This is a genomic window from Vibrio ziniensis (assembly GCF_011064285.1).
GTDB lineage: Bacteria > Pseudomonadota > Gammaproteobacteria > Enterobacterales > Vibrionaceae > Vibrio > Vibrio ziniensis.
Window position 1 is genome coordinate 2,925,665 of record NZ_CP049331.1, and the last position, 18,551, is coordinate 2,944,215.

At 46.8% G+C, this 18,551-nt stretch carries 9 protein-coding genes, 9 tRNA genes and 5 rRNA genes; 3 read left to right on the forward strand and 20 right to left on the reverse strand.

Annotated features, from left to right (window positions below; translation table 11 throughout):
- Position 1: 1 nt before the first annotated feature.
- The 8 genes from rplK to G5S32_RS13565 all read right to left on the reverse strand — a co-directional run bounded on the left by rplK (position 2) and on the right by G5S32_RS13565 (position 3,510).
- The gene (rplK, locus tag G5S32_RS13530) at positions 2-430 is read right to left on the reverse strand and encodes a 50S ribosomal protein L11 (RefSeq protein ID WP_165312466.1); all 429 of its coding nucleotides are present in this window, start codon (positions 428-430) and stop codon (positions 2-4) included.
- Positions 431-633: 203 nt separating this feature from the next.
- Positions 634-1,182: a transcription termination/antitermination protein NusG gene (gene nusG, locus G5S32_RS13535; protein ID WP_165312467.1), complete on the reverse strand. Its 549-nt coding sequence runs from the start codon at positions 1,180-1,182 to the stop codon at positions 634-636.
- A 12-nt stretch (positions 1,183-1,194) separates the two neighbouring features.
- The gene (secE, locus tag G5S32_RS13540; RefSeq protein WP_165312468.1) at positions 1,195-1,572 is read right to left on the reverse strand and encodes a preprotein translocase subunit SecE; all 378 of its coding nucleotides are present in this window, start codon (positions 1,570-1,572) and stop codon (positions 1,195-1,197) included.
- A gap of 255 nt (positions 1,573-1,827) precedes the next feature.
- Positions 1,828-3,012, reverse strand: coding sequence for an elongation factor Tu (gene tuf / locus G5S32_RS13545; protein ID WP_165312469.1), 1,185 nt, complete (start codon positions 3,010-3,012; stop codon positions 1,828-1,830).
- A gap of 104 nt (positions 3,013-3,116) precedes the next feature.
- A tRNA-Thr gene (locus G5S32_RS13550) sits at positions 3,117-3,192 on the reverse strand.
- 14 nt (positions 3,193-3,206) lie between these two features.
- Positions 3,207-3,281 (reverse strand) — tRNA-Gly (locus G5S32_RS13555).
- Between the two features lie 34 nt (positions 3,282-3,315).
- Positions 3,316-3,400 (reverse strand) — tRNA-Tyr (locus G5S32_RS13560).
- Between the two features lie 34 nt (positions 3,401-3,434).
- Positions 3,435-3,510, reverse strand: a tRNA-Thr gene (locus G5S32_RS13565).
- A 208-nt stretch (positions 3,511-3,718) separates the two neighbouring features.
- On the opposite strand from G5S32_RS13565, the gene coaA reads away from it, so the two are divergent.
- Positions 3,719-4,642, forward strand: a complete 924-nt coding sequence (coaA, locus tag G5S32_RS13570; RefSeq protein WP_165312470.1) for a type I pantothenate kinase — start codon at positions 3,719-3,721, stop codon at positions 4,640-4,642.
- 216 nt (positions 4,643-4,858) lie between these two features.
- Here coaA and birA read toward each other — a convergent pair whose 3' ends face one another.
- Both birA and murB read right to left on the reverse strand, forming a co-directional pair.
- Complete coding sequence (gene birA, locus G5S32_RS13575) at positions 4,859-5,821, reverse strand: bifunctional biotin--[acetyl-CoA-carboxylase] ligase/biotin operon repressor BirA (protein ID WP_165312471.1); 963 nt, start codon at positions 5,819-5,821, stop codon at positions 4,859-4,861.
- The gene (murB, locus tag G5S32_RS13580) at positions 5,822-6,880 is read right to left on the reverse strand and encodes a UDP-N-acetylmuramate dehydrogenase (RefSeq protein WP_165312472.1); all 1,059 of its coding nucleotides are present in this window, start codon (positions 6,878-6,880) and stop codon (positions 5,822-5,824) included.
- Positions 6,881-6,941: 61 nt separating this feature from the next.
- Between murB and G5S32_RS13585 the strand changes: the two genes are divergently transcribed.
- Together G5S32_RS13585 and pssA are read left to right on the forward strand one after the other, a co-directional pair.
- On the forward strand, positions 6,942-7,382 hold the full coding sequence (locus tag G5S32_RS13585; RefSeq protein ID WP_165312473.1) for a GNAT family N-acetyltransferase: 441 nt from the start codon (positions 6,942-6,944) through the stop codon (positions 7,380-7,382).
- Positions 7,383-7,466: 84 nt separating this feature from the next.
- Positions 7,467-8,807 (forward strand): CDP-diacylglycerol--serine O-phosphatidyltransferase, encoded by a 1,341-nt coding sequence (gene pssA, locus G5S32_RS13590; protein ID WP_165312474.1) that lies wholly within the window; start codon positions 7,467-7,469, stop codon positions 8,805-8,807.
- Positions 8,808-9,105: 298 nt separating this feature from the next.
- Here the strand turns inward: pssA and G5S32_RS13595 are convergent.
- From G5S32_RS13595 to G5S32_RS13640, 10 genes are all read right to left on the reverse strand, one after another.
- Positions 9,106-9,209 (reverse strand) — tRNA-Asp (locus G5S32_RS13595).
- Between the two features lie 247 nt (positions 9,210-9,456).
- Positions 9,457-9,533, reverse strand: a tRNA-Asp gene (locus G5S32_RS13600).
- A gap of 70 nt (positions 9,534-9,603) precedes the next feature.
- Positions 9,604-9,719 (reverse strand): 5S ribosomal RNA (gene rrf / locus G5S32_RS13605).
- Between the two features lie 127 nt (positions 9,720-9,846).
- Positions 9,847-12,736: ribosomal RNA gene (locus G5S32_RS13610) — 23S ribosomal RNA — on the reverse strand.
- Positions 12,737-13,108: 372 nt separating this feature from the next.
- A tRNA-Val gene (locus G5S32_RS13615) sits at positions 13,109-13,184 on the reverse strand.
- 30 nt (positions 13,185-13,214) lie between these two features.
- Positions 13,215-13,290, reverse strand: a tRNA-Lys gene (locus G5S32_RS13620).
- A 37-nt stretch (positions 13,291-13,327) separates the two neighbouring features.
- Positions 13,328-13,403: transfer RNA gene (locus G5S32_RS13625), tRNA-Glu, on the reverse strand.
- A gap of 66 nt (positions 13,404-13,469) precedes the next feature.
- Positions 13,470-15,012 (reverse strand): 16S ribosomal RNA (locus tag G5S32_RS13630).
- Positions 15,013-15,344: 332 nt separating this feature from the next.
- Positions 15,345-15,460, reverse strand: a 5S ribosomal RNA gene (gene rrf, locus G5S32_RS13635).
- 127 nt (positions 15,461-15,587) lie between these two features.
- A 23S ribosomal RNA gene (locus G5S32_RS13640) occupies positions 15,588-18,477 on the reverse strand.
- Together the 16S, 23S and 5S rRNA genes with 5 tRNA genes alongside form the textbook arrangement of a ribosomal RNA operon.
- Positions 18,478-18,551: the final 74 nt, after the last annotated feature.

Consider the following 18,551-nt stretch of genomic DNA (forward strand, 5'->3'; position numbering starts at 1 on the left):
ATTAACCCTCTACCACTAGGCCCATTGAACGAGCAGTACCAGCGATAGAACGCTTCATCGCTTCGATGTCAGCACCAGTCATATCAGCAGCTTTAGTTTGCGCGATTTCTTGGATTTGAGCGTCAGTGATAGTACCCACTTTTTCAGTGTTTGGACGACCAGAACCAGACTTGATACCAGCTGCTTTCTTAAGAAGAACTGCTGCAGGTGGAGTCTTAGTTTCGAATGTGAAAGAACGGTCGCTGTATACAGTGATAACAACTGGAGTAGGTAGACCTTTCTCCATAGACTCTGTACGTGCGTTGAACGCTTTACAGAATTCCATGATGTTCACACCACGTTGACCTAGAGCAGGACCAACTGGTGGACTTGGGTTAGCCATACCCGCTGCAACTTGCAGCTTGATATAAGCTTCAACTTTCTTAGCCATGATATTTCCTAAATTTTGGGTTCAAACGCTAATTAACAATCAGCTCCCCTAAGTAACAAAACCATTTGAGGTTTATTCAACCTACACAGTTTATTTAACCTAATTTCCAGATTACGAGAACCTAGAAAAGGTATAAAGACCTGTAAAAAGGCGCGAAATTATAGCTAGCATTCACGCCTTAGACAAGCCTAAAAGGTGTTTTTTTAGTCAATCTTTTCAACTTGACCAAATTCAAGCTCAACCGGTGTTGCACGACCAAAGATCGATACAGACACTTTCAGGCGGCTCTTCTCGTAATCCACTTCTTCAACAGTACCGTTAAAGTCAGCAAATGGACCATCGTTAACACGAACCACTTCACCCGCTTCGAACATAGTCTTAGGACGTGGAGCTTCGCTCGCTTTCTCTAGACGGTTCAGAATCGCGTCTGCTTCTTTATCAGTGATTGGCGCTGGACGATCAGAAGTACCACCAATGAAGCCCATTACACGAGGGACGCTACGGACTAAGTGCCAAGATTCATCGTTCATGATCATTTGCACAAGCACGTAACCAGGGAAGAATTTACGTTCACTCTTACGGCGTTGACCCGCGCGCATCTCAACAACTTCTTCAGTTGGGACAAGCACTTCACCGAATAGATCTTCCATGCTGTGCATCTTGATATGTTCACGTAGAGATTGTGCTACGCGACCTTCAAAGCCAGAGAAGGCTTGAACTACATACCAGCGTTTTTTTGGAGCTTCACTCATGTATTAAACCCTCTATACCCCAGTAGCAAAGGCCACTAGACGAACCATAATTCCGTCAATGCCCCAAAGCACTAGAGCCATTACAATACTTACCGCTAACACAATCAGTGTTGTTTGCATCGTTTCTTGGCGTGTAGGCCAAACAACTTTACGAACTTCCATTCGTGATTCACGTGCAAAACTAATTGCGGCCTTGCCTTTTGATGTGATTGCAGCAACGCCTAGCGCGGCAGCAATTAACACGATTACACCTGCAGCGCGAATCACTACAGACAATTCACCATACAGGTAATTACCCACAACAGCGGCAGCTAGCAGAGCAAAAGTGACAATCCACTTCAATGTATCTGCTGCGTTTGAGCTATCAGGAGCTTCAGCATTTGCTTTCATAAACCAACCTGTCACACAAGTCTTACTATAGACGACAACAACCCCGCTGCTGCAGGGCAAATCCATAACATCAAGGAAAAACCTCGATGTACTCTTTTTGATGTACCTTTTTATTTGTTAAAGAGATAAAAAGCTAATTTCTTTAACAAATAGTCCTGTTTTCACACTCGCTTGTATAAAAAACTAGCTAATGCTTAATACAGCGCATAAAAAGGGCATCAAATGATGCCCTTTTTAGTAGTGTCACGTCAAATCTTATTCAAAGATTTTAGCTACAACACCAGCACCAACTGTACGGCCACCTTCGCGGATCGCGAAACGTAGACCTTCGTCCATCGCGATTGGCGCGATTAGATCAACAGTCATCTTGATGTTGTCGCCTGGCATTACCATTTCCACGCCTTCTGGTAGAGAGATATCACCAGTTACGTCAGTTGTACGGAAGTAGAACTGTGGACGGTAGCCTTTAAAGAACGGAGTATGACGGCCGCCTTCGTCTTTAGAAAGTACGTATACTTCTGATTCGAACTTAGTGTGTGGTGTGATTGAACCAGGCTTAGCTAGTACTTGGCCACGTTCTACGTCATCACGCTTAGTACCACGTAGTAGTGCACCAACGTTCTCACCCGCACGACCTTCGTCTAGAAGCTTACGGAACATCTCAACACCTGTACAAGTTGTTGTAGTTGTGTCGTGGATACCAACGATTGCAACTTCATCACCAACTTTCAGGATACCGCGCTCGATACGGCCAGTTACTACTGTACCACGACCTTGGATTGAGAATACGTCTTCGATTGGCATTAGGAACGGCATGTCTACTGCACGCTCTGGCTCTGGAATGTACTCATCAAGTGCTTTTGCAAGCTCAATGATTTTCTCTTCCCACTGTGGTTCGCCGTTTAGCGCACCTAGTGCTGAACCTTGGATAACTGGTAGGTCATCACCTGGGAAATCGTACTCAGATAGAAGTTCACGAACTTCCATTTCTACTAGTTCTAGTAGCTCTTCATCGTCAACCATGTCACATTTGTTCATGAATACGATGATGTAAGGGATACCAACCTGACGGCCTAGTAGGATGTGCTCACGAGTTTGTGGCATTGGACCATCTGTTGCAGCAACAACTAGGATACCACCGTCCATTTGCGCAGCACCTGTGATCATGTTTTTAACATAGTCAGCGTGTCCTGGGCAGTCTACGTGTGCGTAGTGACGAGCTGGTGTATCGTACTCTACGTGTGAAGTAGAGATTGTGATACCACGCTCACGCTCTTCTGGAGCGTTATCGATTGATGCGAAGTCACGAGCTTTACCACCGTATACTTTTGAAAGAGTAGTACAGATAGCTGCTGTTAGAGTTGTTTTACCGTGGTCAACGTGGCCGATAGTACCAACGTTTACGTGCGGTTTCGTACGTTCAAATTTTTCTTTAGACATGAGTTGTCCCTCTAGGTACGGATTTAAGTGGCTTTATAAATGACCACGCAACCAAAAATTTGGTAGTAAAAAGTATATATCAAAAGGAAAACTTTGCTTAGAGCTGGTGCTGATAGGCAGAATCGAACTGCCGACCTCATCCTTACCAAGGATGCGCTCTACCATCTGAGCTATATCAGCACTCTTAAATGGAGTGGAGCGGGCAGCGGGAATCGAACCCGCATCATCAGCTTGGAAGGCTGAGGTAATAGCCATTATACGATGCCCGCAACACGTAACTCTGAGAGCTATTTCCTAATAATATGGTGGAGGGGGACGGATTCGAACCATCGAAGGCGGAGCCGGCAGATTTACAGTCTGCTCCCTTTGGCCACTCGGGAACCCCTCCAAATTTTTACGCCATCTCTCTCATAAAGGAGAAATGGTGCCGACTACCGGAATCGAACTGGTGACCTACTGATTACAAGTCAGTTGCTCTACCTACTGAGCTAAGTCGGCATAAGTGGAGCGCATTCTAGTGAATGATTTATTGGCTTGCAATACTTATGAGCAAAAAAATGCAAATTTTCGCGTACTTTTGTTTATTCGATGATTTTTCAAGCTAATTTACGCCCAAACACGAAATATTCCATCTTTCCCATTTGCATTGTTGCTACCATATTGTATGTTCGCTGGTCTTACTCTAATTTCGACAATTGAGCATGCTATGACCCCATATTTGTCTTTTGATCGCCAACAATGGTCTGAGCTTCGCAACTCAGTGCCAATGACGCTATCAGAAAGTGATCTGCAAGAGCTGCAAGGCATCAATGAGAATTTGACAATAAAAGAGACGGTAGAGATCTATCTCCCCCTCGCTCGTCTTCTCAATTTGTATGTTGCGGCAAGGCAGAGTCGTAATGGCGTGCTCAATCAGTTCCTTGGCAACAAGGAGAGTGCACCGCCTTTTATCATTGGTATAGCAGGTAGTGTTGCGGTAGGGAAAAGTACTACAGCACGATTATTGAGAGCATTGCTTTCTCGTTTTGACAACCACTCAAAAGTTGAACTGGTTACCACTGATGGCTTTCTTCATCCAAACAGAGTGTTGGAAGAGAGAGGTATCATGCATAAGAAAGGTTTTCCAGAATCCTATGATATGCGCAGTCTTGTTCAATTTGTCTCAGACGTTAAGGCCGGCATGCCGAACGTCGAAGCTCCTGTTTACTCACATGTGACTTATGACATCACTGAACAGAAAAAAGTGGTCGATCGCCCGGATGTATTGATCATTGAAGGGTTAAACGTTCTGCAAAGTGGTATGGATTATCCACATGACCCTCATCGCGTGTTTATCTCCGATTTTCTCGACTTTTCCATCTACGTTGATGCTGATAGCCAGATGATCGAAAAATGGTACATCGAACGTTTTATGAAGTTCAGAGACAGTGCGTTCAAAGAGCCTGGCTCTTATTTCAGCCATTACACATCGTTAAGCGAAGAAGAAGCGATCGCGAAGGCACAGCAAATTTGGTATTCGATTAACGGTAAGAACCTGCAAGGTAATATCCTGCCAACCAAAGGTAGAGCCCAGTTGATTCTACGCAAAGGGTTAAATCATACGGTTGAAGAGATACTGCTTAGGAAGTGATGGCGGACATTGAACTTAGTTCTCCCCCTCAGATGACTGTCTCTTAGTCACAAGTCTTTGCTCCTCCCCTTTCGAAGGGGAGGTTGGGTGGGGGTACTTTCACTGCACTTAATTAATACTGCAATAATTAATAAGTTCAGTAGATTTCAACCCCCTCTAACTATAGTTGTCAAATAAATTGGCCCTCATCTGAGGGGGAGAACCCGGAACTCTTCACTACTCGCTTTTACGCAGCGAAATCTCACCGCCAATAAAGCTTTTCAAGCCTTCTTCAGTTTCCAGCAATACACCGCCCTGAGCATCAATACCGCGCTCTATACCGGTAATTTCATTGGCTCCCATAATCAGCTTCACTTTGCGCCCAATAAAGTTATCTAAGCGATTCCAGCGTTCAACGAAGTTTTGCATACCGTGCACCTCGTAATGCTTTAAAGCGGCATCGAGGGTGTTAATAAACTCTGCCGCCAAAACGTTACGATCAATATGATCAGTACCGATCACCTGTGACAAACTTGCCCACGGCTGATCGATGGCTGAATCTCGATCTTGCATCGCTAAGTTCATGCCCATACCAATAACCAAATGCGCAGCACCGCCAGCCTGACCTGACATTTCAACTAATATGCCAGCAAGTTTTCTGTCTTGGTAATAAAGATCGTTTGGCCACTTCAACTTGACGCCGTCCAATCCCATGTTCTCGAGCGCCTCAACCATAGCGACACCAACAACCAGGCTTAGCCCCATAGCAGCGGCCATACCCGCTTCTAAGCGCCAATACATTGAAAGATAGAGGTTAGCACCGAATGGAGATACCCAATGACGTCCACGCCGGCCTCGCCCATTCTCCTGATATTCGGCAATACACACAGTACCAGACGGCAACTTCGCTGTATTATCCATCAAATATTGGTTAGTCGAACCAATCACAGGATGAAGCTCGACCGGATTGTTAACCTTAGATTGAATCAAGGCTTCATCTAACATTATCAAAGGTTGCGATAGCTGATAACCTTTCCCTTGAACACGGAAAATATCAACGCCCCACTCCTGAATTCCTTTGATATGTTTACTGATCGCAGCGCGAGACATACCTAATTCTTCACCAAGTGACTCTCCTGAATGGAAAGAGCCATCAGAGAGTTTGCTTAGTAACTTTAACTTTACATCTGGATTTTTCACTCACAGATCTCCCATTAAAGTCGTTAAATAGGTTTCTCTGTCCCGTCCCATAAAACGCACTTCATGCTCGAGTAGCACGCCGTAGGTTTCTAAGACTTTGTTACGAACTATACCGGCCAATTCAACGACATCCTGCGCAGTTGCATTGGATTTATTAATCAACACCAATGCTTGATTTGGGTGAACCTGAGCGCCACCATGAACCTTTCCTTTAAGGCCTGCATGTTCAATTAACCAGCCAGCCGCTAACTTCATACCCTCTTCCACTGGATAAGCTACGATATCGGGAAAGAAAGCCTTCAACATTTCAAAGTGTTGCTCAACAACGACCGGGTTTTTGAAAAAGCTTCCTGCATTTCCGATAACAGCAGGATCTGGCAACTTTTCAGTTCGGATCTGACTCACACGCTCAAAGATTTGTCTTGCCGTACAGTTATCCCCTAATTCCTTAAGTGGACCATAGTGAATGTTTGGTTGCCAATCTTTAGTGAGTTTAAGACCAACAGCGACAACAATCGCTTTACCATACAACTCATTTTTGAAGATAGAATTTCGGTAGCCAAAAACACATTGCTCTTTTGTAAGGCGCTTAACTTCTAATGATTCAAGGCAAAGATAATCAACGTATTCACACACATCCTGGAATTCTAAACCATAAGCACCAATGTTCTGGATGGGTGCAGAGCCTGCACATCCCGGAATCAAAGCTAAGTTTTCGAGCCCAGATATATTCTGGCTAATGCTCCATGCAACCAACTCAGGCCAGTCTTCACCGCCCTCAACATGCAAATAATGAAACATTTCATCTTGAGTGTGTTGAATACCAAGCATACGATTCACCATGACCAAACCTTGGTAGGTTTCAGTGAAAAGTATATTGCTCCCCTTACCTAACATTAATTTCGGTAAAGTTTGAAGTTCTTTAGAACGGTATACGTCTTTCAGATCATCAACCGTTTCAACGTTCACCAGCGAATGGCATACCTGTTCAATGCCAAATGTGTGGTAAGGCGCTAAATTCGCATCGTGATGTATTTGCAGAGGGCTATGTAATTGCATGGGACTCTTCAGATAAACTAAACTTTGGACATTCTACAACAGATGCCATGATAAGACATAAATGCCTACGCTCAAGTTTGAACACTTAGATCCAATAAAACTTCCTCTTCTCAAACGATTCTATAAACAACACTACCCAGGAACCAAACCCAAGAGTGATGAATTGACTATTGCTGCTTATGATGAGTTGACAATGGTGGCCGTTGTTCGATTTAGACCGGTTTCCAACTACCGATTACTTACAGGAATGGCTGTCAATGAATCTAAAAGAGGAATAGGATTGGGTTCACTGCTGCTTGAGTATTGCCAAAATGAGATTCTTCAGGAAAATGACTTTTGTTTTTCCTACTCTCACCTGCAACACTTCTATGAAAAAGCTCAATTTAGAGAAATTAGTAGCGAAAAATTGCCGAACGATCTGAAAACTTTATTTCTTAGATATAGTCAAAGTGGTAAAGATCTCATTCCAATGCAATTTTTTACCGTACAAGATGAAGATTAATCAGCTTTTCTAGCCTTTTGTTTGACTAGTTTGGTATCATTCTCAGTTCGCACATTTGCACATATGTAAGGTAATACCTCAAAAATGATTGCTCGTAGAAACCCATTCGACCAGCTGCCGACTATTGCGCAAGATCCGAATAAGTTTACCATCCTCTTTTCTGCCGCAGAATTTAGAACTCGTTTAATTGAGTCGATTCGCAATGCAAGTAAACGTATTTACCTTGTTGCACTGTATTTAGAAGATGATGAAGCTGGACGCGAGATTCTTACAGAGCTTTTTGAAGCTAAACAGCGTAATCCTGGGTTAGAAATCAATATTTGCGTCGATTGGCACCGAGCACAACGTGGGTTGATCGGAAAAGCAGCCTCTGAAGGCAATGCTGCGGTATATAAGAAATTTAACCAAGACTATAAGCACCAGATTCCAATTTATGGCATCCCAGTTCGTGGACGTGAGGTGTTTGGTGTATTACACCTGAAAGGTTTTGTGATTGACGATACTGTTATATACAGCGGCGCAAGCTTAAACAATGTTTACCTTCATTACAAAGAGCGTTACCGCTTTGACCGCTATCATGCCATTGAGAATGCCGCGTTGGCAGACAGCATGGTCACGTTTGTTCAAGAAGAGATGCTAGCGCATCCCGCAGTTAATGACCTAAGTGCACAGGACAAACCAACAACCAAAGATATCAAAACAGATATCCGCCAATTTAGATCATCGTTAGCACAAGCGAGCTATAAGTTTACTCCAGACAATATACCGCAAGACCAAATCGGGATAGCGCCACTAGTGGGGTTAGGCAAACGACGTAACCGCCTAAACCAATATATCGTTCAGCTTCTAGCACAAGCGAAAGACGAAATTTATATTTGTACTCCATATTTTAACTTCCCGAATAGTGTTGCGAAAGAAGTGAAAAAAGCGCTAAAGCGCGGGGTAAAAGTACACATTATCATTGGTGATAAAACCGCTAACGACTTCTATATTTCACCGGAAGAAGATTTCAAAACCATAGGCGGCCTACCATACTTGTATGAAATCAATCTGCGCCGATTTGCAAAAGCTAACGAGGCGAACATTGCGAGTCGCAAACTATCAATCCACCTGTGGAAACATGACGATAATAGCTTCCATCTAAAGGGTATCTGGATAGATAAACGCTACATGCTATTAACGGGTAATAACTTAAACCCTAGAGCTTGGAAACTTGATTTAGAAAATGCTCTGTTAGTCAAAGATGACCATCATCACTTGGCGGAGCAATTTGATAAAGAGCTTGAAAATATTCTGCAATATACGCAATTAGTCTGCACATACCGACAAATTCAAAAACTTGAAGACTACCCAGACGTTGTACAACGCTTAGTCCGCAAGATCACTCGCGTGAAAGCAGACAGAGTATTAAAACAAATACTGTAAAAACTCTACATCAATACTCACCGACGCAACCGCGTCGGTTTTTTTATGCTTGGCTAGCAGCCCAAAACCTTCATTTATGGTAAAGCATTCCAATCCCGTCATAGGGTAGTGCCATTTCAACTCCCCTTTTATACCATCCTAGATAAAAATATGATCAGATTGAGCATCAGCGAGCAGCGAATGGTATTAAACAAAGAGCAACCAACTGAACTACCGCTCCGCATTGGTCACTTTGTTATAGACGCAAAAAAGCCCCGTCATTTCTGACGAGGCTTCGCTGTCTATTTTAAAGAACAAGTGGCGGAGCGGACGGGACTCCCTATCCACCATGCGTGAGCGCGCGCCCCGGCGAGACAGGCCGGCCGCTCTTAAACAAAGAGCAACCAACTGAACTACCGCTCCGCATTGGTCACTTTGCTATAGACGCAAAAAAGCCCCGTCATTTCTGACGAGGCTTCGCTGTCTATTTTAAAGAACGGGTGGCGGAACGGACGGGACTCCCTATTCACTATACGTGAGCGCATCCCCCGGCGAGACAGGCCGGCCGCTCTTAAACAAAGAGCAACCAACTGAACTACCGCTCCGCATTGGTCACTTTGCTATAGACAGCAAAAAAGCCCCGTCATTTCTGACGAGGCTTCGAAATAAGTGGCGGAGCGGACGGGACTCGAACCCGCGACCCCCGGCGTGACAGGCCGGTATTCTAACCAACTGAACTACCGCTCCGCATTGGTCAGACTATTAAGTCTTTTCTTTGTTTGCCTTCAGATTTATCAATCTGAACACAAGTAATAAAGCCTGGCGATGTCCTACTCTCACATGGGGAGACCCCACACTACCATCGGCGCTAATTCGTTTCACTTCTGAGTTCGGCATGGAATCAGGTGGGTCCAAATCGCTATGGTCGCCAAGCAAATTCTGTTTTTGATTTCACTTTTTATAAAAAAGTGGAAACCAACAAATCGGAAAGCTGTTTAGTGTTCTCTACACATTCAATTCTGCTCTTGCTTTGAGTCCATCAAAACCCCTTGGGTGTTGTATGGTTAAGCCTCACGGGCAATTAGTACAGGTTAGCTCAATGCCTCACAGCACTTACACACCCTGCCTATCAACGTTCTAGTCTCGAACAACCCTTTAGGACACTTAAAGTGCCAGGGAGAACTCATCTCAGGGCTTGCTTCCCGCTTAGATGCTTTCAGCGGTTATCAATTCCGAACTTAGCTACCGGGCAATGCTACTGGCGTAACAACCCGAACACCAGAGGTTCGTCCACTCCGGTCCTCTCGTACTAGGAGCAGCCCCCTTCAATTCTCCAACGCCCACGGCAGATAGGGACCGAACTGTCTCACGACGTTCTAAACCCAGCTCGCGTACCACTTTAAATGGCGAACAGCCATACCCTTGGGACCGACTTCAGCCCCAGGATGTGATGAGCCGACATCGAGGTGCCAAACACCGCCGTCGATATGAACTCTTGGGCGGTATCAGCCTGTTATCCCCGGAGTACCTTTTATCCGTTGAGCGATGGCCCTTCCATTCAGAACCACCGGATCACTATGACCTGCTTTCGCACCTGCTCGAATTGTCATTCTCGCAGTCAAGCGGGCTTATGCCATTGCACTAACCACACGATGTCCAACCGTGTTTAGCCCACCTTCGTGCTCCTCCGTTACTCTTTGGGAGGAGACCGCCCCAGTCAAACTACCCACCAGGCACTGTCCTCGACCCGGATAACGGGTCTGAGTTAGAACATCAAACATACAAGGGTGGTATTTCAAGGACGGCTCCACACAAACTAGCGTCTGCGCTTCAAAGCCTCCCACCTATCCTACACATGTAGGTTCAATGTTCAGTGCCAAGCTGTAGTAAAGGTTCACGGGGTCTTTCCGTCTAGCCGCGGGTACACTGCATCTTCACAGCGATTTCAATTTCACTGAGTCTCGGGTGGAGACAGCGTGGCCATCATTACGCCATTCGTGCAGGTCGGAACTTACCCGACAAGGAATTTCGCTACCTTAGGACCGTTATAGTTACGGCCGCCGTTTACCGGGGCTTCGATCAAGAGCTTCGCGTTACCGCTAACCCCATCAATTAACCTTCCGGCACCGGGCAGGCGTCACACCGTATACGTCATCTTACGATTTTGCACAGTGCTGTGTTTTTAATAAACAGTTGCAGCCACCTGGTATCTGCGACTCTCATCAGCTCCATCCGCGAGGGACTTCACCGTCAAGAGCGTACCTTCTCCCGAAGTTACGGTACCATTTTGCCTAGTTCCTTCACCCGAGTTCTCTCAAGCGCCTTGGTATTCTCTACCCGACCACCTGTGTCGGTTTGGGGTACGATTCCTTACAATCTGAAGCTTAGAGGCTTTTCCTGGAAGCATGGCATCAATGACTTCACTACCGTAGTAGCTCGACATCGTGTCTCAGCCTTAAAGAGAGCCGGATTTACCTAACCCTCAAGCCTACGCACTTGAACCTGGACAACCGTCGCCAGGCCCACCTAGCCTTCTCCGTCCCCCCATCGCAATTGTAAGAAGTACGGGAATATTAACCCGTTTCCCATCGACTACGCCTTTCGGCCTCGCCTTAGGGGTCGACTCACCCTGCCCCGATTAACGTTGGACAGGAACCCTTGGTCTTCCGGCGAGGAGGTTTTTCACCCCCTTTATCGTTACTCATGTCAGCATTCGCACTTCTGATACCTCCAGCATGCTTTACAACACACCTTCAACGGCTTACAGAACGCTCCCCTACCCAATATCCTAAAGGATATTGCCGCAGCTTCGGTTTACTACTTAGCCCCGTTACATCTTCCGCGCAGGCCGACTCGACTAGTGAGCTATTACGCTTTCTTTAAATGATGGCTGCTTCTAAGCCAACATCCTAGCTGTCTGAGCCTTCCCACATCGTTTCCCACTTAGTAGTAATTTGGGACCTTAGCTGGCGGTCTGGGTTGTTTCCCTCTCCACGACGGACGTTAGCACCCGCCGTGTGTCTCCCGGATAGTACTTACTGGTATTCGGAGTTTGCAAAGGGTTGGTAAGTCGGGATGACCCCCTAGCCTTAACAGTGCTCTACCCCCAGTAGTATTCGTCCGAGGCGCTACCTAAATAGCTTTCGGGGAGAACCAGCTATCTCCGAGTTTGATTGGCCTTTCACCCCTAGCCACAAGTCATCCGCTAATTTTTCAACATTAGTCGGTTCGGTCCTCCAGTTGATGTTACTCAACCTTCAACCTGCCCATGGCTAGATCACTCGGTTTCGGGTCTATATCCAGAGACTAAACGCCCAGTTAAGACTCGGTTTCCCTACGGCTCCCCTATACGGTTAACCTTGCCACTGAATATAAGTCGCTGACCCATTATACAAAAGGTACGCAGTCACCCCACGAAGAGGCTCCTACTGCTTGTACGTACACGGTTTCAGGTTCTATTTCACTCCCCTCACAGGGGTTCTTTTCGCCTTTCCCTCACGGTACTGGTTCACTATCGGTCAGTCAGGAGTATTTAGCCTTGGAGGATGGTCCCCCCATATTCAAACAGGATATCACGTGTCCCGCCTTACTCGTTTTCACTTAAAATGACATGTCGGTTACGGGGCTATCACCCTGTATCGCGGCACTTTCCAGAGCCTTCACCTGTGTCATTAAAAGCTTAAGGGCTAATCCAATTTCGCTCGCCGCTACTTTCGGAATCTCAATTGATTTCTTTTCCTCGGGGTACTTAGATGTTTCAGTTCTCCCGGTTCGCCTCATTAACCTATGTATTCAGTTAATGATACATGCTTATGCATGTGGGTTTCCCCATTCGGAAATCGTAGACTCAAGTGGCTTTTACTGCCTAATCTACGCTTATCGCAAGTTAATACGTCCTTCATCGCCTCTGACTGCCAAGGCATCCACCGTGTACGCTTAGTCACTTAACCATACAACCCCAAGAGGTCTTTCGTATGGCAAACAACCAAGGTTTAGTTGTCTCTCATTATTTGAATGAGCGAGAGACATTTCGATTTTGCCGGACTCAAATATGAATACTTACTTATAAAGTAAGATTCCCAAGAACACTTGAATGTGTATTGGTACCTAAATCATCTCTTCATAAAAAGAAATCATCTAGGATTTGAGAACTTTTAATAAATAACAATTCAATCAAAAATTGTTATTTGTCAGCTTTCCAAATTGTTAAAGAGCAAAGTGTCATCTAAAACACTTTTTAAGGATTCTCGTCGTCAAAAGTCCGAACCACATACCTTTTATTGAAGTGGTTTGGATTTCATTATCCAAAAATGCTTAAAGAGTGGTGGGCGATACCGGGTTCGAACCAGTGACCCCCTGCTTGTAAGGCAGGTGCTCTCCCAACTGAGCTAATCGCCCACATAAGTTTGAATTCTTCGTGGAGAAGAATGGTGGGTCGTGCAGGATTCGAACCTGCGACCAATTGATTAAAAGTCAACTGCTCTACCAACTGAGCTAACGACCCCCTTTTATTCCCTTTCTTTACGAAAAAGAAGTGGAATTGGTATCCCGTAGGGGAGTCGAACCCCTGTTACCGCCGTGAAAGGGCGGTGTCCTAGGCCTCTAGACGAACGGGACACTAAGATACTCTTACTTTCTAAACCTAATCAATCTGTGTGGACACTCATCAAGAGAATCTTTACGTAAGGAGGTGATCCAGCGCCAGGTTCCCCTAGCGCTACCTTGTTACGACTTCACCCCAGTCATGAACCACAAAGTGGCAAGCGTCCTCCCGAAGGTTAAACTACCTGCTTCTTTTGCAGCCCACTCCCATGGTGTGACGGGCGGTGTGTACAAGGCCCGGGAACGTATTCACCGTGACATTCTGATTCACGATTACTAGCGATTCCGACTTCATGGAGTCGAGTTGCAGACTCCAATCCGGACTACGACGCACTTTTTGGGATTCGCTTACTCTCGCAAGTTCGCTGCCCTCTGTATGCGCCATTGTAGCACGTGTGTAGCCCTACTCGTAAGGGCCATGATGACTTGACGTCGTCCCCACCTTCCTCCGGTTTATCACCGGCAGTCTCCCTGGAGTTCCCGACATTACTCGCTGGCAAACAAGGATAAGGGTTGCGCTCGTTGCGGGACTTAACCCAACATTTCACAACACGAGCTGACGACAGCCATGCAGCACCTGTCTCAGAGTTCCCGAAGGCACATCAACGTCTCCGTCGACTTCTCTGGATGTCAAGAGTAGGTAAGGTTCTTCGCGTTGCATCGAATTAAACCACATGCTCCACCGCTTGTGCGGGCCCCCGTCAATTCATTTGAGTTTTAATCTTGCGACCGTACTCCCCAGGCGGTCTACTTAACGCGTTAGCTCCGAAAGCCACGGCTCAAGGCCACAACCTCCAAGTAGACATCGTTTACGGCGTGGACTACCAGGGTATCTAATCCTGTTTGCTCCCCACGCTTTCGCATCTGAGTGTCAGTATCTGTCCAGGGGGCCGCCTTCGCCACCGGTATTCCTTCAGATCTCTACGCATTTCACCGCTACACCTGAAATTCTACCCCCCTCTACAGTACTCTAGCTTGACAGTTTCAAATGCTATTCCGAGGTTGAGCCCCGGGCTTTCACATCTGACTTAACAAACCACCTGCATGCGCTTTACGCCCAGTAATTCCGATTAACGCTCGCACCCTCCGTATTACCGCGGCTGCTGGCACGGAGTTAGCCGGTGCTTCTTCTGTAGGTAACGTCAAACAATGCCGCTATTAACGACACTGCCTTCCTCCCTACTGAAAGTGCTTTACAACCCGAAGGCCTTCTTCACACACGCGGCATGGCTGCATCAGGCTTGCGCCCATTGTGCAATATTCCCCACTGCTGCCTCCCGTAGGAGTCTGGACCGTGTCTCAGTTCCAGTGTGGCTGATCATCCTCTCAGACCAGCTAGGGATCGTCGCCTTGGTGAGCCCTTACCTCACCAACTAGCTAATCCCACCTAGGCATATCCTGACGCGAGAGGCCCGAAGGTCCCCCTCTTTGGCCCGTAGGCATCATGCGGTATTAGCTATCGTTTCCAATAGTTATCCCCCACATCAGGGCAATTTCCTAGGCATTACTCACCCGTCCGCCGCTCGCCACCCAAGGAACAAGTTCCTCTGTGCTGCCGCTCGACTTGCATGTGTTAGGCCTGCCGCCAGCGTTCAATCTGAGCCATGATCAAACTCTTCAATTTAAGATTTTGTCGGCTCAATGAATACTGATTACATTCTTTTGCTTAATAAAAAGCTAAGTAATGTTGAATTGACTGTGCTGAATCTTACGATTCAATTGGTCACTCAGTTCATTGAAACCTAATTTGAAACCGAAGTTTCTAATTTGATTTTCATCAACGAGTGCCCACACAGATTGATAGGTTTAAATTGTTAAAGAGCTTTGCTTTCAGTGCCTTAGCACCTGGGCAGGTGCGCGTATATTACGCTTCATGCTTTGAAAGTCAACATAAAATTCTAAGTTTTATTAAAACTTTATGGTGACTTCTTCCTATTGGAAGAAGCAGAAATTAAAGCCTGGCGATGTCCTACTCTCACATGGGGAGACCCCACACTACCATCGGCGCTAATTCGTTTCACTTCTGAGTTCGGCATGGAATCAGGTGGGTCCAAATCGCTATGGTCGCCAAGCAAATTCTGTTTTTGATTTCACTTTTTATAAAAAAGTGGAAACCAACAAATCGGAAAGCTGTTTAGTGTTCTCTACACATTCAATTCTGCTCTTGCTTTGAGTCCATCAAAACCCCTTGGGTGTTGTATGGTTAAGCCTCACGGGCAATTAGTACAGGTTAGCTCAATGCCTCACAGCACTTACACACCCTGCCTATCAACGTTCTAGTCTCGAACAACCCTTTAGGACACTTAAAGTGCCAGGGAGAACTCATCTCAGGGCTTGCTTCCCGCTTAGATGCTTTCAGCGGTTATCAATTCCGAACTTAGCTACCGGGCAATGCTACTGGCGTAACAACCCGAACACCAGAGGTTCGTCCACTCCGGTCCTCTCGTACTAGGAGCAGCCCCCTTCAATTCTCCAACGCCCACGGCAGATAGGGACCGAACTGTCTCACGACGTTCTAAACCCAGCTCGCGTACCACTTTAAATGGCGAACAGCCATACCCTTGGGACCGACTTCAGCCCCAGGATGTGATGAGCCGACATCGAGGTGCCAAACACCGCCGTCGATATGAACTCTTGGGCGGTATCAGCCTGTTATCCCCGGAGTACCTTTTATCCGTTGAGCGATGGCCCTTCCATTCAGAACCACCGGATCACTATGACCTGCTTTCGCACCTGCTCGAATTGTCATTCTCGCAGTCAAGCGGGCTTATGCCATTGCACTAACCACACGATGTCCAACCGTGTTTAGCCCACCTTCGTGCTCCTCCGTTACTCTTTGGGAGGAGACCGCCCCAGTCAAACTACCCACCAGGCACTGTCCTCGACCCGGATAACGGGTCTGAGTTAGAACATCAAACATACAAGGGTGGTATTTCAAGGACGGCTCCACACAAACTAGCGTCTGCGCTTCAAAGCCTCCCACCTATCCTACACATGTAGGTTCAATGTTCAGTGCCAAGCTGTAGTAAAGGTTCACGGGGTCTTTCCGTCTAGCCGCGGGTACACTGCATCTTCACAGCGATTTCAATTTCACTGAGTCTCGGGTGGAGACAGCGTGGCCATCATTACGCCATTCGTGCAGGTCGGAACTTACCCGACAAGGAATTTCGCTACCTTAGGACCGTTATAGTTACGGCCGCCGTTTACCGGGGCTTCGATCAAGAGCTTCGCGTTACCGCTAACCCCATCAATTAACCTTCCGGCACCGGGCAGGCGTCACACCGTATACGTCATCTTACGATTTTGCACAGTGCTGTGTTTTTAATAAACAGTTGCAGCCACCTGGTATCTGCGACTCTCATCAGCTCCATCCGCGAGGGACTTCACCGTCAAGAGCGTACCTTCTCCCGAAGTTACGGTACCATTTTGCCTAGTTCCTTCACCCGAGTTCTCTCAAGCGCCTTGGTATTCTCTACCCGACCACCTGTGTCGGTTTGGGGTACGATTCCTTACAATCTGAAGCTTAGAGGCTTTTCCTGGAAGCATGGCATCAATGACTTCACTACCGTAGTAGCTCGACATCGTGTCTCAGCCTTAAAGAGAGCCGGATTTACCTAACCCTCAAGCCTACGCACTTGAACCTGGACAACCGTCGCCAGGCCCACCTAGCCTTCTCCGTCCCCCCATCGCAATTGTAAGAAGTACGGGAATATTAACCCGTTTCCCATCGACTACGCCTTTCGGCCTCGCCTTAGGGGTCGACTCACCCTGCCCCGATTAACGTTGGACAGGAACCCTTGGTCTTCCGGCGAGGAGGTTTTTCACCCCCTTTATCGTTACTCATGTCAGCATTCGCACTTCTGATACCTCCAGCATGCTTTACAACACACCTTCAACGGCTTACAGAACGCTCCCCTACCCAATATCCTAAAGGATATTGCCGCAGCTTCGGTTTACTACTTAGCCCCGTTACATCTTCCGCGCAGGCCGACTCGACTAGTGAGCTATTACGCTTTCTTTAAATGATGGCTGCTTCTAAGCCAACATCCTAGCTGTCTGAGCCTTCCCACATCGTTTCCCACTTAGTAGTAATTTGGGACCTTAGCTGGCGGTCTGGGTTGTTTCCCTCTCCACGACGGACGTTAGCACCCGCCGTGTGTCTCCCGGATAGTACTTACTGGTATTCGGAGTTTGCAAAGGGTTGGTAAGTCGGGATGACCCCCTAGCCTTAACAGTGCTCTACCCCCAGTAGTATTCGTCCGAGGCGCTACCTAAATAGCTTTCGGGGAGAACCAGCTATCTCCGAGTTTGATTGGCCTTTCACCCCTAGCCACAAGTCATCCGCTAATTTTTCAACATTAGTCGGTTCGGTCCTCCAGTTGATGTTACTCAACCTTCAACCTGCCCATGGCTAGATCACTCGGTTTCGGGTCTATATCCAGAGACTAAACGCCCAGTTAAGACTCGGTTTCCCTACGGCTCCCCTATACGGTTAACCTTGCCACTGAATATAAGTCGCTGACCCATTATACAAAAGGTACGCAGTCACCCCACGAAGAGGCTCCTACTGCTTGTACGTACACGGTTTCAGGTTCTATTTCACTCCCCTCACAGGGGTTCTTTTCGCCTTTCCCTCACGGTACTGGTTCACTATCGGTCAGTCAGGAGTATTTAGCCTTGGAGGATGGTCCCCCCATATTCAAACAGGATATCACGTGTCCCGCCTTACTCGTTTTCACTTAAAATGACATGTCGGTTACGGGGCTATCACCCTGTATCGCGGCACTTTCCAGAGCCTTCACCTGTGTCATTAAAAGCTTAAGGGCTAATCCAATTTCGCTCGCCGCTACTTTCGGAATCTCAATTGATTTCTTTTCCTCGGGGTACTTAGATGTTTCAGTTCTCCCGGTTCGCCTCATTAACCTATGTATTCAGTTAATGATACATGCTTATGCATGTGGGTTTCCCCATTCGGAAATCGTAGACTCAAGTGGCTTTTACTGCCTAATCTACGCTTATCGCAAGTTAATACGTCCTTCATCGCCTCTGACTGCCAAGGCATCCACCGTGTACGCTTAGTCACTTAACCATACAACCCCAAGAGGTTTCTATTTGCTTTCACTTTTCAAAAGTGAAGACAAAAAGGCGTATGGCAAACAACCA